Source organism: Streptomyces sp. NPDC104814 (assembly GCF_055583185.1).
In genome coordinates this window covers 469,266-485,936 of sequence record NZ_JBVJOL010000001.1, presented here as the reverse complement: position 1 = coordinate 485,936, position 16,671 = coordinate 469,266, and the positions used below count along the sequence as shown (strand labels likewise).

General features: G+C 70.7%; 14 protein-coding genes. 3 read left to right on the top strand and 11 right to left on the bottom strand.

The features are described from left to right. The first annotated feature begins 1 nt into the window (after position 1). A complete protein-coding gene (locus tag ACZ64A_RS01980; RefSeq protein WP_469807598.1) occupies positions 2 to 1,120 on the top strand; it encodes a fatty acid desaturase family protein in 1,119 nt (372 codons plus the stop codon). A 246-nt stretch (positions 1,121 to 1,366) separates the two neighbouring features. Here ACZ64A_RS01980 and ACZ64A_RS01975 read toward each other — a convergent pair whose 3' ends face one another. The 6 genes from ACZ64A_RS01975 to ACZ64A_RS01950 form a co-directional block, all read right to left on the bottom strand. Next, positions 1,367 to 3,052: a ribonuclease J gene (locus tag ACZ64A_RS01975; RefSeq protein ID WP_469807597.1), complete on the bottom strand. Its 1,686-nt coding sequence runs from the start codon at positions 3,050 to 3,052 to the stop codon at positions 1,367 to 1,369. Next, positions 3,049 to 3,483 (bottom strand): CBS domain-containing protein, encoded by a 435-nt coding sequence (locus ACZ64A_RS01970; protein ID WP_469807595.1) that lies wholly within the window; start codon positions 3,481 to 3,483, stop codon positions 3,049 to 3,051. The genes ACZ64A_RS01975 and ACZ64A_RS01970 overlap by 4 nt, the downstream gene beginning before the upstream one ends. Positions 3,484 to 3,528: 45 nt before the next feature. Beyond that, complete coding sequence (locus ACZ64A_RS01965) at positions 3,529 to 5,025, bottom strand: DEAD/DEAH box helicase (RefSeq protein ID WP_469807594.1); 1,497 nt, start codon at positions 5,023 to 5,025, stop codon at positions 3,529 to 3,531. Positions 5,026 to 5,372: 347 nt separating this feature from the next. Beyond that, positions 5,373 to 5,576, bottom strand: coding sequence for a cold-shock protein (locus ACZ64A_RS01960; protein WP_055531870.1), 204 nt, complete (start codon positions 5,574 to 5,576; stop codon positions 5,373 to 5,375). Positions 5,577 to 6,037: 461 nt separating this feature from the next. Further along, complete coding sequence (locus tag ACZ64A_RS01955; protein WP_469807592.1) at positions 6,038 to 6,526, bottom strand: GNAT family N-acetyltransferase; 489 nt, start codon at positions 6,524 to 6,526, stop codon at positions 6,038 to 6,040. Positions 6,527 to 6,690: 164 nt separating this feature from the next. Continuing rightward, positions 6,691 to 7,626 carry an oxidoreductase gene (locus tag ACZ64A_RS01950; protein WP_469807591.1) on the bottom strand — a complete coding sequence of 312 codons (936 nt, stop codon included), beginning with the start codon at positions 7,624 to 7,626 and terminating at the stop codon, positions 6,691 to 6,693. A gap of 82 nt (positions 7,627 to 7,708) precedes the next feature. Between ACZ64A_RS01950 and ACZ64A_RS01945 the strand changes: the two genes are divergently transcribed. Together ACZ64A_RS01945 and ACZ64A_RS01940 are read left to right on the top strand one after the other, a co-directional pair. Continuing rightward, positions 7,709 to 8,350, top strand: a complete 642-nt coding sequence (locus ACZ64A_RS01945) for an acyl-CoA-like ligand-binding transcription factor (protein WP_469807590.1) — start codon at positions 7,709 to 7,711, stop codon at positions 8,348 to 8,350. 59 nt (positions 8,351 to 8,409) lie between these two features. Further along, positions 8,410 to 9,054 (top strand): dihydrofolate reductase family protein, encoded by a 645-nt coding sequence (locus ACZ64A_RS01940; protein WP_469807588.1) that lies wholly within the window; start codon positions 8,410 to 8,412, stop codon positions 9,052 to 9,054. A gap of 110 nt (positions 9,055 to 9,164) precedes the next feature. Here ACZ64A_RS01940 and ACZ64A_RS01935 read toward each other — a convergent pair whose 3' ends face one another. From ACZ64A_RS01935 to ACZ64A_RS01915, 5 genes are all read right to left on the bottom strand, one after another. After that, a complete protein-coding gene (locus ACZ64A_RS01935) occupies positions 9,165 to 11,963 on the bottom strand; it encodes a DUF5682 family protein (protein WP_469807587.1) in 2,799 nt (932 codons plus the stop codon). Positions 11,964 to 11,968: 5 nt separating this feature from the next. Beyond that, positions 11,969 to 13,081: an ATP-binding protein gene (locus ACZ64A_RS01930; protein WP_469807586.1), complete on the bottom strand. Its 1,113-nt coding sequence runs from the start codon at positions 13,079 to 13,081 to the stop codon at positions 11,969 to 11,971. Between the two features lie 120 nt (positions 13,082 to 13,201). Beyond that, positions 13,202 to 14,719 carry a vWA domain-containing protein gene (locus ACZ64A_RS01925; RefSeq protein WP_469807585.1) on the bottom strand — a complete coding sequence of 506 codons (1,518 nt, stop codon included), beginning with the start codon at positions 14,717 to 14,719 and terminating at the stop codon, positions 13,202 to 13,204. Continuing rightward, positions 14,716 to 16,131, bottom strand: a complete 1,416-nt coding sequence (locus tag ACZ64A_RS01920; RefSeq protein ID WP_469807584.1) for a hypothetical protein — start codon at positions 16,129 to 16,131, stop codon at positions 14,716 to 14,718. The genes ACZ64A_RS01925 and ACZ64A_RS01920 overlap by 4 nt, the downstream gene beginning before the upstream one ends. Beyond that, entirely contained in the window at positions 16,101 to 16,604 is a 504-nt protein-coding gene (locus tag ACZ64A_RS01915) for a hypothetical protein (RefSeq protein ID WP_469807583.1), read from the bottom strand. Before ACZ64A_RS01915 ends, ACZ64A_RS01920 begins: the two co-directional genes overlap by 31 nt. Between the last annotated feature and the right edge of the window lie 67 nt (positions 16,605 to 16,671).

Sequence of the window (16,671 nt, the reverse complement as noted above, 5' to 3'; positions counted from 1 at the left end):
TTTGACCGCCATCGACCCCACCGCCCACCTGACGGCGGAGCAGATCGAGGAGCTCGGCCGCGAGCTGGACGCGATCCGCGACGAAGTGATCGCCGGACGCGGCGAGAAGGACGCCGCCTACATCCGTAGGGTCATCTCGGCGCAGCGCAAGCTCGAGCTGGTCAGCAGGGGCGTGCTGCTGTTCTCGATCTTCCCGCCCGCGTGGCTGCTCGGCACCGCCGGTCTGTCCGTGGCGAAGATCATGGACAACATGGAGATCGGCCACAACATCCTGCACGGCCAGTGGGACTGGATGCGGGATCCGAAGATCCACTCCACCACCTGGGAGTGGGATCACGTCTCGCCGGCCGACCAGTGGAAGCACTCGCACAACGAGCTGCACCACACGTACACCAACGTGATCGGCAAGGACAACGACCTCGGCTACGGCATCATGCGGGTCGACGAGGACCAGAGGTGGCACCCGATCCACCTCGGCCAGCCGCTGTGGAACTTCATCAACGCCTGCTTCTTCGAGTACGGCATCGCGGCGTACGACCTGGAGCTCGGCAAGAACCTGAACAAGCGCCGCCGCAAGAACCCGGAGTTCCGCGCGCGGGCCAAGGCCGTGGGCCGCAAGATCCGCAAGCAGGTGCTCAAGGACTACGTCATCCACCCGCTGCTGTCGGGCCCGTCGTTCCTCCCCACGCTCGCCGCCACGTTCACCGCGAACCTGGTCCGCAACCTCTGGTCGCACTCGGTGATCATGTGCGGGCACTTCCCCGAGGGCGTGCAGGTCTTCGAGCGCCGGTCGATCAAGGGCGAGACGCGCGGCCAGTGGTACCTGCGCCAGATGATGGGCTCGGCGAACATCAGCGGCAGCAGGGCCATGCACTTCATGACCGGCAACCTGTCGCACCAGATCGAGCACCACCTGTTCCCGGACCTGCCGAGCAATCGGTACGCCGAGGTCGCGGTGAAGGTGCGCGCGCTGTTCGAGAAGTACGAGCTGGAGTACGTCACCGGACCGCTGCCCAAACAGGTGTTCTCCGCGTGGCGCAAGGTCTTCCGGCTCTCGCTGCCGAACAAGAAGCCCAAGGTCAAGACGCTGGGCCGTGAGCAGGAGCTCGTCGCCGCCTGATCGTTACCAGCGCCTGGCTCACGAACCCGAGGTCAGGCGCTCGCCCTTGCCCGCAGGCTCCGCTATCGCCACGCTGGTGGTGCGGGATGCCCGGCACAGCGCTCGCCACCGGGCCGCCCCGGCCGACCCGGTGGGCCGGTGGGCCGGTGGGCCGGTGATGAGGCTGGACATCAGGACCGACTCGTCACCGGGTTTCACCTCGTGCACATCGGCGTCCGCCCCACGGGACGCCTGCCGGACTGTGGCTCAGGCGTCGATGATGACGGGGATGATGAGGGGCTTGCGGCGGTGGGTACGGAACGCCCAGTTGGCGACGGCCCGAGCGAGGAGCTGTTCGAGTTGGCGCGCGTCCCCGACGCCTTCCTCGGCTGCGGTGGCCAGGGTCTTCTCGATGACGGGGATGACCGGCTCGAAGGTGGCGTCGTCATGCACGAAGCCCCGGGCCAGGAAGTCGGGGGGCTCGGCGAGGGCGCCGGTGTCCGCGTCGACGATCGCCACCACCGTCACGACACCTTCGGCGGCGAGGGTGAGGCGGTCCTTCAGGGACGCCTCGGTGGCTCCGCCGACTTCCATGCCGTCCACGTAGACGTTGCCGGCGGGGACCTTGCCGGTGATGGACGCGCGTCCGTCGACCAGGTCGACGACGACGCCGTCCTCGGCGATGACGACCCGGTCGGGGTCGACACCGGTGCGGATGGCGAGGTCGCCGTTGGCCCGCAGGTGGCGCCATTCGCCGTGCACGGGCATGACGTTGCGGGGCTTGACGATGTTGTAGCAGTAGACGAGCTCGCCGGCGCTGGCATGCCCGGAGACGTGCACCTTGGCGTTGCCCTTGTGGACCACGTGGGCGCCCCAACGGGTGAGTCCGTTGATCACCCGGTAGATGGCGTTCTCGTTGCCGGGGATGAGGGAGCTGGCGAGCAGGACGGTGTCGCCCTTGCCGATGCGGATCATGTGGTCGCGGTTGGCCATCCGTGACAGCGCGGCCATCGGTTCGCCCTGGGAGCCGGTGCACACCAGGGTGATCTTGTGGTCGGGGAGCTTCTCCAGCTCCTTCGTGCTCACGACCAGACCGGAGGGGACCTTCAGATAGCCCAGGTCACGGGCGATGCCCATGTTGCGGACCATCGACCGGCCGACGAAGGCGACCTTGCGGCCGTGCTGGTGGGCGGCGTCCAGGACCTGCTGGATGCGGTGAACGTGGCTGGCGAAGCTGGAGACGATGACCCGGCGCGGCGCGGTCCGCAGCACCTGCTCGATCGCCGGGTTCAGCTCACGCTCGGAGGTGGTGAAGCCGGGTACCTCGGCGTTGGTGGAGTCGGTGAGGAACAGGTCCACACCCTCCTCGCCGAGGCGGGCGAAGGCGCGCAGATCGGTGATGCGGTCGTCGAGAGGGAACTGGTCCATCTTGAAGTCGCCGGTGTGCAGCACCATCCCGGCACCGGTGCGGATCGCCACCGCGAGGCTGTCGGGGATGGAGTGGTTGACCGCCACGAACTCGCAGTCGAAGGGCCCGAAACCACGCCGGTCGCCCTCCCGCACCCGCACCGTGCGCGGCCGGATGCCGTGTTCCTTGAGCTTGGCCTCCAGGAACGCCAGCGTCAGCTTGGAGCCGACGACCGGGATGTCCCTCCGCTCGCGCAGCAGGTACGGCACGCCGCCGATGTGGTCCTCGTGGCCGTGGGTGAGGACCACGGCCACGATGTCGTCCAGCCGGTCCCGGATCGAGGTGAAGTCCGGCAGGATCACGTCCACGCCGGGCTGGGTCTCCTCGGGGAACAGCACGCCGCAGTCGACGACGAGCAGCTTGCCCGCGTACTCGAAGACGGTCATGTTGCGGCCGATCTCACCCAGACCACCCAGGGCGATGACCCGCAACCCTCCGTCAGCAAGGGGCGGGGCGGCTTTCAGTTCGGGGTGTGGATGACTCATACCCTGACGGTACCCGGAGAGCGGGACAGGTGATCCATTACCTCCTCCCGACAGGGTCTGGCCGCCACGAGGTGATCTTGGAGTACTGGCGGCTGGCCGGCGGCAGCGCATGTCACGCTCGGCTTGGCCCTCGTGGCCGGCGGCGAGGCGAAGGGTCCGATGACGTCGGCGATGTCACGCAGGCGGATCCGGTCCGTGTATCCGGAGCCGTCACGAACGGCCGTGAGCCGGTCCCGGGTGACCAGGCCGGTGCGCATACCGTCCTCGTCGCAGACGACCAGCTGACCTGTACGGGCGGCGGCCATCACGGACAGTGCCACCTCCACGGTCATGTCCTCCCAGACCTGCGGTCCGGCCGTGTCCGCGGGATCGGCCGCCGTCTGCACGGCATTGGTACGTGTTGAGCGGAACTGCGTCTGGTCCAGCGTCAAAGGGTGCCTCCGGCGAAGTGGGGCGGGCTTCCTGACACAAAGGTTCTATGCCGTCGCACCGGCAGTGGACTGCCGTACGGGCGCGCGGCCGGCCGCCGGGACGGGACGGCGTCGGCCGCGTGAGGTGGCGCCGCGCTTCTTGGGGCGTTCGACCACCGGTGCGGTGATGACGACCGGGATGCCGGAGGGGGCCTGGGCGCCGGTGATGCGGTGCAGGGCCTCTTCGCCGACGCGGACCTGCGTGGTCTGCGGCACGATGCCGGCCGCTGCCATGAGGCGGGTCATGCCGCGGCGCTGGTGGGGGGTGACCAGGGTGACGACGCTGCCGGACTCTCCTGCGCGGGCGGTGCGGCCGCCGCGGTGGAGGTAGTCCTTGTGGTCGGTCGGCGGGTCGACGTTGACGACGAGGTCGAGGTTGTCGACGTGGATGCCGCGCGCCGCGACGTTGGTCGCCACCAGCACGTTGACGTGTCCGGTCTTGAACTGTGCCAGCGTGCGGGTGCGCTGGGGCTGTGACTTCCCGCCATGCAGGGCGGCGGCCCGTACCCCGCTGTTCAGCAGGTGTTCGGTGAGGCCGTCGACGGCGTGCTTGGTGTCGAGGAACATGATCACGCGGCCTTCGCGTGCGGCGATCTGGGTGGTGGCCGTGTGCTTCTCGGCACCGTGAATGTGGAGCACGTGGTGCTCCATCGTCGTGACCGCGCCGGCCGAGGGGTCGACGGAGTGCACGACGGGGTCGCTGAGGTAGCGGCGCACGAGCAGGTCGACGTTGCGGTCGAGAGTGGCGGAGAACAGCATGCGCTGGCCTTCGGGGCGGACCTGGTCGAGGAGGGCGGTGACCTGCGGCATGAAGCCCATGTCGGCCATCTGGTCGGCCTCGTCCAGGACGGTGATGGAAACCTGGTTCAGTCGGCAGTCGCCACGGTCGATGAGGTCTTTGAGGCGTCCCGGCGTGGCGACGACGACCTCGGCGCCGGCGCGCAGCGCGCTCGCCTGTCGGCCGATCGGCATTCCGCCCACCACCGTGGCCACCCGCAGCCTCACGGAGCGGGCGTACGGGGCGAGCGCGTCGGTGACCTGCTGCGCCAGCTCACGCGTGGGTACGAGGATCAGCCCCAGCGGCTCCCTGGCCTCGGCGCGCTGCCCGCCCGTTCGGGCCAGCAGCGCCAGCCCGAAGGCGAGGGTCTTGCCGGAGCCGGTGCGGCCACGGCCCAGTACGTCGCGGCCGGCGAGGGAATTCGGCAGGGTCGCGGCCTGGATCGGGAAGGGCACGGTCACGCCTTGCGAGCTGAGCGCGCCCAGCAGCGCCCTGGGCATGTCGAGATCGGCGAAGCCCTCCACGGCGGGGAGCGCCGGAGTGATCGTCCTGGGCAGCGCGAACTCCCCCTGGACCGCGGCGGGCCGGCGGCCGTGACCACCGGAACGGCCCGAGCCGCCGGAGCCGCTCCTGGCCGACGAACCGAATCGGCTGCCGCCCCTTCCGGATTCGGCACTGCCGTTACGGGTGCGGTTGAAGCGGTCGTTCGTGCGTGTGCGGTTCATGCGGAACCTTCCTCGATGCGGCACATATCAAGGAATTCCCGCAGCGATCAGCAGCACAGAGAATTGCAAGAATGGACCGGTGGAATGCGACAGCGAATCTGTCCGACGAAAAATCCGTGCGGCACAGGAGCTGGAATGAGTGGCGCGAAGCGGACGCAATGTTCGGGCGTCCGCCGCGATGAAGCTGTGAAGGGATGCGTGCACCCCTGCCGGATGCCCCGTACGCGGTGAGTCTACGGGTTCTCTAGTCGTCGTCCGCAGGCGAAACCACTGCGGGAAAATGCGAGTAGCCGGGGCCCGCACCCCGAAGGACGCGGGCCCCAGCTACAAGTATGCGACGTTCAGCGTCAGGCGAGAACGATGTTCTCGGCCGTCGGGCCCTTCTGGCCCTGCGCGATGTCGAAGGTCACCTTCTGGCCCTCCAGCAGCTCGCGGAAGCCCTGGGCGGCAATGTTCGAGTAGTGGGCGAACACATCAGGCCCGCCACCATCCTGCTCGATGAAGCCGAAGCCCTTTTCCGCGTTGAACCACTTCACGGTGCCAGCAGCCATGTCATTTCTCCTTTGGGGCAGTGCATCGGAATCCGCGCTGCGCGGACCCTGTGTCGCCGCGATGATCACCCCGCCCGGAAAAAGAACCGGATCACAAAAGCGCGTCCAGTGGCACAGATGCCGACCGGACGACACTTGAAATTTGGGAACCACAACTGCAACTGACGTCGACAGTAGCACGCCGACGCGGTCTGTGTACGGTGAAGAAATCCACCCCACTTAATGCGATAGAGAATCTGTCTGCCTGTTCCGTTGAAATCTGTGCTCGCGGGCACAGGTATTGACCCAGCCGGAGCGCAACGTTCAGGAAGCGTTGGGGGCGCGCCCCGTGTAAGGGCTGCTCCCCCGAGGTATGGTGCGGGCGGGCGTGGACCACACACACGGAGCGCGCGGCGTCCAGCGGCTCCTGCAAGCCGGTCACCACGCAGCGAAGCCGGTGCCTCGCCGACCGGCACACCGCGTCATTCCGAAGAAACGCGAAACTCGAATTCGGGACGGTCCCACGGCACGGCGGGCGGGTTCGCGTACGCGGTCCCGGTCCGCACTGCACCAGCGCGGTGGTAGAAGCCCTCGGCGGGAGGATGCGACACGACCTTGACACGGTCGAGCCCGGCGGCACGGGCCTCGGATTGCATGTGCGCGACGAGCAGTCGTCCAATACCCCGTCCTTGCGCTTCGTCGGCGACGAACAGCAGGTCGAGCTCCGGTGGAGCGAGGACGAGCGAGTAGAACCCGAGGACCCGGCCTCCATGCTCGTCGGCGCCGACGGCCACAAAGACGCGGTGGGCCTCGATGTAATCAGGCCCGACCCGGTAGCCCGCGACTGCGGCTGCGTACTTACCCGCGTAGGCGCCTGAACCACGCACGAGCCGTGTGAGCCGTTTGGCGTCCCGCGCGACGGCCCTCCGTATCGTGATCGGCCGGCCGACCGGGAAGTTGCCTGAACTCATCGGGAGAGTATTTCGCACCGCAGCGTGCCGCCGTGCGGGCGGGTCGGCCGCACGCGCAGGTCAGCAAACGGATGGGTCCTGGTTGATCGCACCAAGTCGCCGGGGCGTGTGTTGCGCATCGGCCGTATGACGCGGTTCGGGCGGCCGGCCCGGGAACCGTCGGCTCAGGCGGGGGTGGGGAGCGGGAAGCGGACGCCGGTCAGGTGCTCGGACAGGCGCCACAGTCGGTCGGCGGTCCGCGGGTCGGTGGCGCGCCGGGCCAGTTCGACCCGGCGGGGCGCGCCCCGCAGCTCGCCGGGGCCGTCGGGGCCGTAGAGCTCGCCGCCGCGGGCGTCGGGGGCGGTGGCCGCGTACAGCTGGGGCAGCGCGCCCTGGTCGGCGCTCTGGGCGAGGGGCAGCAGCAGGCGGCCGAAGAGGAACTTCACCCGGGCCACGGGCGCGCTGGTCTGGAGGTTGGTGGCGGTGTAGCCGGGATGGGCCAGCACGCTGCGGACCGGGCTGCCGGACGCGCTCAGCCGCCGGTGCAGCTCATGGCCGAAGACCGCGCCGGCGAGTTTGGACCGGTTGTAGTGGCCCATCGGCGAGTACGACCGCTCACCCGCCGGGTCGTCGAAGGACAGCCGCGCCCGGCGGTGGTTGGCCGACGTCACCGTCACCACGCGCGGGTCGTCGCCGTCGGCCAGCGCGTCGAGCAGCAGGCCGGTGAGGGCGAAGTGGCCGAGGTAGTTGGCCGCGAACTGCAGCTCCACGCCCTCGGCGGTGACCGTGCGGGGCGACGCCATCACACCGGCGTTGTTGACGAGGACGTCCGGGCGTACACCGTCGGACGTCAGCCGGTCGGCGAAGGCGTGGACCGACGCGGTGTCGGACAGGTCGAGCGGGCGCACCTCCAGGTCGGCGTCCGGATGTCGGGCCGTGATCCGGGCGACCGCACGCCGCCCCTTCTCCTTGTCCCGCACGGCGAGGATCACGCGGGCGCCCTTGTGGGCGAGGGCCTCTGTCGTCGCGAGTCCCAGGCCACTGTTCGCTCCGGTGACGACGAAGACCCGTCCGTCCTGGTCCGGTATGTGCTCGGCAGTCCAGCGTTCTGCACGTGTCATGTGACTCAGCGTGGCGTTGATGACATCAAGTGTCAAGCATGGCACTTGGAGGCTTCGTCGGCACGGTGCGTACGATGGCGTCATGACCTCACGCCCGGCGGAGACCCTGGCCCAGCGCAAACGGCAGCTTGTAGCCGATGAGTTGACGCAGGCCGCGCTGACCCTGCTGGCCCGTGACGGCTTCGACGCGGTCACGGTGGACGAGATCACCGCCGCGGCGGGCGTGTCCAAGCGGACTTTCTTCCGCTACTTCGCCTCGAAGGAGGACGTGGTCGTCCAGTTCCTGGCCGGCATGGGCACCGCCATGGGTGAGGAACTCGCGAGCCGCCCCGCCGGGGAATCCGCGTCGGCGGCGCTGCGGGCCACCGTGTGGCGCTCCATCGACGCCTGCGCGGGACATGCGGAGCGTGCCCTGCCCGTCGTACAGCTGATCCTGCGGACGCCCGCCCTGCTCGGTCGTTTCCTGGAACGCCAGGCGCAGTGGCGGGAGGTGCTCGCGCGGGAGGTGGGGCGCCGGGTCGGGCTCGACCCGGTGACGGACCTGTATCCGCAGCTGGCCGCCGGGATGGCGCTCACGGCCTTTCACGCGGTGCTGCAGCGCTGGAGCGACAGCGACGGCGCCGAGGATCCGGCCGCGCTGACCGACCGGGCCTTCGCGGTCGTCGCACCGGCGCTGGACGGCGGCCCGGGAGCCGAGAGGGCCGGTGTGCCGCAGCACCGATGAGTTCTCGCGCGTGAGACGGTCTCACCCTCGTCGGCGCGACATGGGAAGGACCCGATTTCATGACTCAGCTGCTACGTGTGCAGAACTTCAACGTCTCCAGTGACGGATTCGGTGCCGGTGAGGGCCAGAGCCTCGAGCGGCCCTTCGGCCACGCCGATCCGGCGCAGCTGTTCGCGTGGGCGGGGGCCACGGCGAGCTGGCCGATGCGCACCGACCCCGGGGGCAGCCGGGGCCTCGACGACTACTTCACCCGGGACTACGCCCGCAACATCGGCGCCGAGATCATGGGCCGCAACAAGTTCGGGCCCCAGCGCGGGCCCTGGCAGAACCACGAGTGGCGCGGCTGGTGGGGTGACGAGCCGCCGTTCCACACTCCCGTGTTCGTCATGACCCACCACCCGCGTCCTTCCTACGCCCTCTCCGACACGACCTTCCACTTCGTGGACGGTGATCCGGCCGACGTCCTGGCGCAGGCGCGGGAGGCGGCGCAGGGCAAGGACGTCCGGCTCGGCGGCGGGGCGACCACCATCCGGGAGTTCCTGGACGCGGGCCTCGTCGACACCCTGCACGTGGTGGTCTCGCCGGTGAAGCTCGGGTCCGGCGCACGGCTGTGGGAGTCGCCCGAGGAGCTGCTCGACCGCTACCACCTGGACGTCGTGCCCAGCCCGAGCGGTGTGACGCACCACCTGTTCTGGCGCAAGTGAGGTGGGGCGCCGCCGGGCCCCGCACCCTTGGAGGTGAGGCGGCCCGGCGGTGGCCGTCAGCCGATCGTCTCGGACCGTCGTGGTCGGACCGTCGTGGTCGGGCCTGGTCTTCAGCCGGTGGCCAGCAGCGCCTCCAGAGCGTCGGCGGTCTGCGGATGGCGGGCGAGCAGAGCCGCGCCGGCCGGGGCCGGTCCCGGTGTCTGCCAGGGGTCCGCGCAGCCGAGCAGATCCGCGACCGCGTCGCAGGTCGCCGGGTGGGCCGCCAGCAGGGGCAGGCCGCGCGCGCCGGTCGCGCGGTCGCGGGAGAGGCGGGGCGCCGCGGGGGCCGGGGCGGCCCGCCACGGTGGTGTCCATGCGTCGAGGTCCGCCAGCCGGCCCGGGAAGATGCGGCCGGCCTCCCGGATCAGCAGGGGCGCGAGGTCGGCACCGCCGCCGCGCAGGGTGGTGAGCAGGGTCGGCAGCCAAGGCAGCAGCACCGGGTCCGGCAACTGCGCGAAGGCCCGCGAGACGGCTTCCACGACGAAGTCGGCGAGGCCGGGCACCGGTTCCAGTGCGTGCAGGAAACCGCTGAGGTAACGCGGATAGGCCGGCACCACCAACGGGTTGCCCAGCAGCTCGGCGCACCGTGTGCGCAGCTGCGCCCGGGAGAGCCGGCCCAGCTGCGTCTCGGCCGCCCACAGCAGCGCCGTCTTGGCCGGGTCCTCGGGATGCGACTGCGCGACGGCCAGCTCCAGCTGGCTGCGGTCGCAGCCCAGGGACAGGGCGAGGCTCTCCATGCTGAACAGGAAGCCCAGCATGGCCGCGACCTGGCCCACGCCCGCGTCCTCGTCGGTGAACGCCGTGGGCAGCAGTGTGCAGTAGTGGGCGTAGCCGGTCTTGACGAACGACTCGATCCACGACGGGAGCGCCGGCTCACTGGTGCGGTAGTACGCCAGCAGTGCGCGCACCCGGCGCAGCACCTCGGGCGCGCCGTCGACGCTGCGCTCGGTCGCCAGCACCTCAAGAGCGCGCTGCCCGAGCTCGTCGGCCAGCCGGCGGCTGTTCAGGTAGAGGGTGGCGTCCTCGACGGCCTCGAGGACACGAGCCGTGGTGGCCTGCGGGCCGTAGGCGACGCGCCGCAGCCGCTGTTCGAGGACCTGCTCGATGCTGACGCCCTCGTAGCCCAGCTCGATCAGGGCCCGCTGATGGGTGCCGAGGGCCAGGTCCCAGGACTCCTGGATCGGCCGTTCGCCGAGCCGACGCTCCCCCATGATGGGGCGGGCGGCGCCGTGCGGCATCAGGTAGCGCAGCATCCACAGCACGTCCGAGCAGCGCGCCAGCTCCGGCCGGGACGCCATGTCGAGCAGGGCACGCCGCACGCCGCGCTGTTGCAGCTTGAGGTTCAGCGGGGCCAGCCGGTCGTGCACGTCACGGGCGAGCGGCGGCAGGGCGTCGTAGCCGACCTGGCCGACGCGGTCGCCGCCGAGCATGATCTCCACCAGCCGGCGCACGTCCCGCCGGCCCGGCACGGAGTCCTTCTCGATACAGGTGACCGCCGCGTCCTGGAAGTCGTACGGCGTCGGCTTGGCGCGCTCCCGCATCCCGGCCAGGAGGATCGACGTCTCGAACACCGCGATGGCGTCGGCGGTGGACGCGAGATAGCCGTTGCGGCGGGCGGCGCGCACGATCTCCACGGACCAGCCGAGCAGCTCCGCCTCGTCCAGACGGTCCAGGACGGGTGGCCGCTGCAGGAACCCGGTGAGTCTGTCGGAGGCGTCGAGCGGTGCCGCCGGGGCCGCGGCGGGCACGGTCGGGGCCGCCTTCTTCGGCGCCTTGGTGCCCGCCTGCCCGGCCAGCCGGTACGGCTTGACCCGGGTGCGCTTGACGTTCTTCGCCCACTCGGTCGCGGCGATGGACACCGAACCGGCGGCGAGGCCGAACTGCGCCTCGATCGCCGCGTGACTGGACGGGATCAGTCCGTGCTGCCACGTGGTGGCACTGGGCGGGCTGATCTCGAAGGTGTCCGCGCCGTGGACGCCGAACTCCTCGACCCGGCTGGCCGCGTGGAAGGCGCCGCACACATAGAGCGCGTCCGTGGGGTCGGTGCCGGTCGCCGCGAGGTGGGCGCGCATCCGCGTCCACATGTACCGCTCGCGGTCCTCGTCCACCCGCACCCGGCCCGGATCGCCGGGCGCGAGACGGCGGAAGAGGCTGCCGATCAGCAGCATGACCTGGCGGTAGGTGGCGTGGTCGGCGTCGCCGAGGGGCAGTTCGACGTACTGGTGCCACCACTCCGACCAGTGCCGCACCCGCCCGTGCCGCAGCAGGTGCTCCTCCAGCTCGGCGAAGCGCGGGCGCAGGTCGCCGATCTCCACGCCGACCGCGTCGCCGTGCAGCGCGGCCTCCTCCTCTGCGGCAGGTGCGTCCGGGTCGGCCGTATCCGGGGTGCCGTCGGCGTTCTCCTGCCACTGGAAGACGTGGTCGGAGGAGCGGTCGACGAGGACCAGCTCGACGCCGGGGGTGTCCAGGGCGTAGGCGATCGCCTGGTACTCGGCGGACGCCTCCGTGATCGGCGCGACCACCGACAGCGGCGCCCACTCGGCGGGGAAGCCGTCGACCTCGGTCGCGAACGCCTGCACCGCGACGGGAAGCCGGCAGTTGCGCAGCTCGGTCAGCAGGGGCGCCATGTCCTCGCACAGCTCCAGGTACACCACCTTCGGCTGCTTCTCGCGCAGCCGGCGCGCCATGGCGAGCGCCGAGGCGGGCGAGTGGTGGCAGACCGGGAAGATCTCCAGCGGTTCGCGCACCGCGCGGTCGACGTCGTCGACGATGCCGAGAAGGATGCCTTCCAGCGCGTCGGGGCCGTCGGCGAACGCGGTCGCCGCTTGCTGCAGTTGGCCGCGCAGCGCGGCGAAGGTTCCCTCGGTCATGGCGCTCACGACAGGGTGGCGATCGCGTCGCGGCCGCCCTCGTAGAACTCCGGCCAGGAGCCGCCCTCCTCCTTGCCGCGCGGCTCTACGACGCCGTGCAGGTACTTGTTGAGGATGGCCAGGTCCTCGGGCTCGCGCCGGGCGAGGGAGCCGACGAGGGAGGAGGCGAGGGTACGGGCGGTCAGGGCGCGCTCGCCGAAGAAGTTGCTGTGCAGGATGGCGTCCTCCAGCACGCCGATCTGCTCGGCGGTGGACAGCGCCGACTCCAGCTTCTCGTCGTCGCTCGCGGCGGCGGCCGCGGAAGCGCGCAGATCGGCGAAGCTCTGCAGCAGCACGTCCAGCAGCGTGGGCGGCACATCCAGCTCTATCCGGTGGCGGCGCAGCAGTTCCTCCGTGCGGAAGCGGACGATCTCCGCCTCGCTCTTCTTGTTCGTCACCACGGGGATGCGGACGAAGTTGAAGCGGCGCTTGAGGGCGGACGACAGGTCGTTGACGCCGCGGTCGCGGCTGTTGGCGGTGGCGATGACGGAGAAGCCGGGCTTGGCGAAGACGATGTTGTCGCTGTCGAGTTCGGGAACGGAGATGTACTTCTCGGACAGGATGGAGATCAGCGCGTCCTGGACGTCGCTGGTGGAACGCGTCAGCTCCTCGAAGCGGCCGATGACACCGGCCTCCATCGCCGTCATGATAGGCGAGGGGATCATCGAGTCCCGCGACTGGCCCTTGGCGATGACCATGGACACGTTCCACGAGTACTTGATGTGGTCCTCGGTGGTGCCGGCCGTGCCCTGCACCACCAGTGTGGAGTTGCGGCAGACGGCGGCGGCGAGCAGCTCGGCCAGCCAGCTCTTGCCGGTGCCGGGGTCGCCGATCAGCAGGAGCCCGCGGTCGGAGGCGAGGGTGACGATGGCACGCTCGACGATGCTGCGGTCACCGAACCACTTCTGGGAGATCTCCCGGTCGAGGCCGTCGGCCCGCTCGGAGCCCAGGATGAACAGCCGGATCATCTTCGGCGACAACCGCCAGGAGAAGGGCTTGGGGCTGTCGTCGACGGACTCCAGCCAGTCCAGCTCCTCGGCGTACTTGATCTCGGCGGGGGCGCGCAACAGGTCGGACACGTCAGGGCCTTTCCATGAGGAAGAAGGAAGGAAGCGAAGAAGACAAGGAGGCGACGAGGGGAGCAAGAAGGGGGGCGCAGGCGGCGAGCAGGAGACGAGAACTGGGGCCGGTGAGGCGCCTTAAGGGAGGAACGTCTTCAGCTCGTGCACGAGCTTGCGGATGTGGCCGGATATGACCGGCGTACCGAGATCCTTGAAGCGTTCCTTGAACCACGGATTGACGCTGCCGCGCCCGGCGCTGGTCACCGAGCCGACCGGGATGAACTTCGCACCGGAGCGGTGGATGGCCGCCATGCTCTCGAACAGCGGCTCGCAGCGCCATTCGTAGAAGTCGGAGATCCACACCACGACGGTGTTGCGCGGTTCGGCGATCTTCGGCTGGGCCAGGGCCATGGCGACCGTGCCGTCCGTGCCGCCGCCGAGCTGGGTACGCAGCAGGGTCTCGAAGGGGTCGTTCACCCAGGGCGTGAGGTCGAGCGCCTGGGTGTCGTAGGCGATCAGGTGGACGTCGACCTTGGGCAGCCCGGCGAAGATCGACGCGAGGATGGTGCAGTTGACCATCGAGTCGACCATGGAACCCGACTGGTCCACGACCACGATCAGCCGCTGCGGTGTCGTCTTGCGCGCGGTGTGCCGGTAGTAGAGACGGTCGACGTAGAGCCGCTCCTCCTCCGGGTCCCAGTTGGTGAGGTTCTTCCAGATGGTGCGGTCGAGGTCGAGGTTGCGGAAGACCCGCTTCGGCGGCACCGATCGGTCCAGGGCGCCCACGGATGCCTTCTCGACCTGGGTGCGCAGCACTTCGGCGACCTCGTCGACGAAGCGGCGGATCAGGGCCTTGGCGTTGGCGAGGGCGACACCGGAGAGGTTGTTCTTGTCGCGCAGCAGCTGTTCGATCAGCGACATGCTCGGGGTGAGCTGCGCGGCGAGCTGCGGATCGGCGAGGACTTCCCTCAGCCGCATCCGCTTGACCATGTCGGCTTCGATGGCGCCGAGTTCGGGTCCGATCGCCGGGATCAGGGTGCCGAGGTCGGGGGCCGGGAAGCCGGCTGCGGTGCCGGTCGGGCTCACTCCCCCGCCGGCGCCGGACCGGGCGGCGCCGGTGCCGCGGCCGCCGCGCAGGTCGCCCGGGGTGCAGCCGAGGGCCCGCTCCAGCCAGCCGGCGTCGGCCTGCCAGCGGGCGAGCTGCCCGGCGGTGACCGTACCGGTGCCGGAGGCGAAGACGTTGAGCAGCACCTTGGACGCCAGGGCGGCCCGGCGCACCTCGGCGGCCCGGTCACGGCCCTCCTCCTCCGGCTCGGGCACCATCAGGCCGTCGAACTCGGCGGCCAGCTCGGGGTGGCGTTGCACGATGGCGTCGACGGACGCCTGCGGGTCCAGCAGCGCGGGCGGCAGCCCGATGTCCTCGACGACGGCGAGGGAGGCGGACTCCAGACCGGCCTGCTCCTCGGGGTCGAAGAGACGGGCGAGCAGGCGCCAGTACAGGACCTGCCGACGGTTCTCGTCGGGTGTGGGGAGCGAGGGTGCCTGGGGTCCCTCAGGGCCGGTGGCGGTCGGTTCGGGGGCGGTCGGTTGTTCGGGGGCGGTGCCGGTCGAATCGGGGGTGGTACCGGTCGGTTCGGTGGTGGTGTGGTCGGTCATGAGCGCAGCAGCCTTCCGGCGCGTTCGCGCAGTACGGCCACCGCGTCGGTGGCTGCCTTCTCCGCCTTGACCCCGGCCTTGTCCGTCGTGCCGCCGGCCCAGGCGCCCGCGTGCACCGCGACCGTCTTCTTGCGCACGGTGGTCTCCACGGCGAGCGGCTGCAGAACCCACCGCCCGGCGTCCCAGCGCAGCAGCCCGATGCAGGCGCTGGAGGTGGCGACGGCCTGCGGGGTGAGCGGTCCGGCGACCGGGGCGCGGTCGGTGTCGACGGCCAGGTGCTGCCCGGTCAGGCTGAACGTGACCGTGTCGCCGTCCTGTTCGACGCCGTAGCCCTCCAGGAACACCAGGTGGGTCAGGCGCACCGGGTGCCGGTCCAGGGGGACGGTCCGGGAGGCTTCGGCGGTGGGCAGGGCGACGCGGGCGGTGGCGAAGGGGTCGGCGCTCTCGCCCGGGCGGGCGTGCTCGTCCTGCCAGATCAGGTCGCCCTCGGCGGTGACCGGCATGTCGGTGAGGTCCATGCAGCGGCCCTCGCCGACGGCGGCCAGGAGCGACATGTGGGGGCGCAGCAGCTGCCAGAGACCCGCGCCGAGGACCGTGTCGGGCTTCGGCACGGACACGCTCGCCCGCACCAGCCGGGCCGCGGTGCCGTCGGCGGGCTCGAGCACGGCGTGCACCTGCGCCTGGGCCGCGGTGGCGTGCTCCTGGACGTCGACGCCGAGGGGCAGCAGCCGGCCGGTGACGGTCCGGGTGACGGGCGCGGCGGCGCCGGGCACCGTGAGGAGCATGCCGCGCGCCCACAGGTCGGCCCAGCGGCGCACGGGCACGCTGTGCAGGGAGGCTCCCGGGCAGGATGCGGCGAGTTCGGCGGCGAAACCGTCGAGGAGGGTCGCAAGGCGCCGCAGCGCGGGGTCGGGGAGCATCGCGGAGACCACTGGAGCGGAGCCGGCGACCACGTCGTGTTCGAGGCCCTGCCAGCCGGTTCGGGCCAGGTCGCAGAGCCAGGAACGGGCGGCCGCCAGCAGGTTCGGCGCCTGCTCGCCGGTGGCGGCCGGGGCGGAGGTCTCGGCACGGGTGCGGCCGGTGGCGTCGTCGGCGCGCTCGGCGAGCGCGTCGTGCGCGGCGCCGAGCAGGGCGGTGCGGGCCGCGGCGAGCGCGAGGAAGTGGTCCTCGCCGGCGGCGCCGGCAGCGGCCTTCTCGGCGGCCTCGGCGACCCGGGAGGCGAGCGGGCTCGCGGCGACCGCGTCGGCGAGGGCCGTCAGACCCTCGGCCTGGGCGGGCTGGGGGCGCAGCAGGCCCCCGAGCAGGGTCCGGTCGAAGGCGTCGACGGCGGCCAGGGTCTCGTCGAGACCGTCCACCGGTTCGGTGAGGAGATCCATGCGCATCAGGCCACCGCCCTCGTCGGCGGGAACCACTGCATCTCCGGCAACGGCACGGTGGTGGACGCCATTTCGAGGTACGCCAGGTGACGCAGGAAGCGGCTGAAGACGGAGGCGGCGGCCTTGCTGTCCGCCGGGGACGGGCGGGTGCTGCTCATCGTGAGGCGGATCGCCTGCGCACCGGCCTCGCTCTCGCCGAGGTCGACCCGCAGATAGCGGGCGACGCGCTCGGCGCCGTACTGGAGCACCGATTCGTTGATCAGCGCGCCGATGTGGTTGCAGAAGCCGCCGCGGGCACCGCCACAGGGACGGTTGTTGTTGGTGCTGCACGCGTAGGCGTACGTCCCGGCGGCGACCGAGGAGACGTAGACCCGCTCGATGTCCGAGCCGCTGGAGACGACGCCCTGCAGGCGTCCGTCGGCCAGTTCGACGAACGGGACCTTGGCCAGTTTGCGCGGCCTGGCGGGTTGGATCACCCGCGTCGTGCTCGACCTCTCGACGTCGGACAACGCACCATCTCCTTTGCAGCACGAGGGAAGCCCATTCGCCGGACCGGCGGGACACCAACGAACTTAG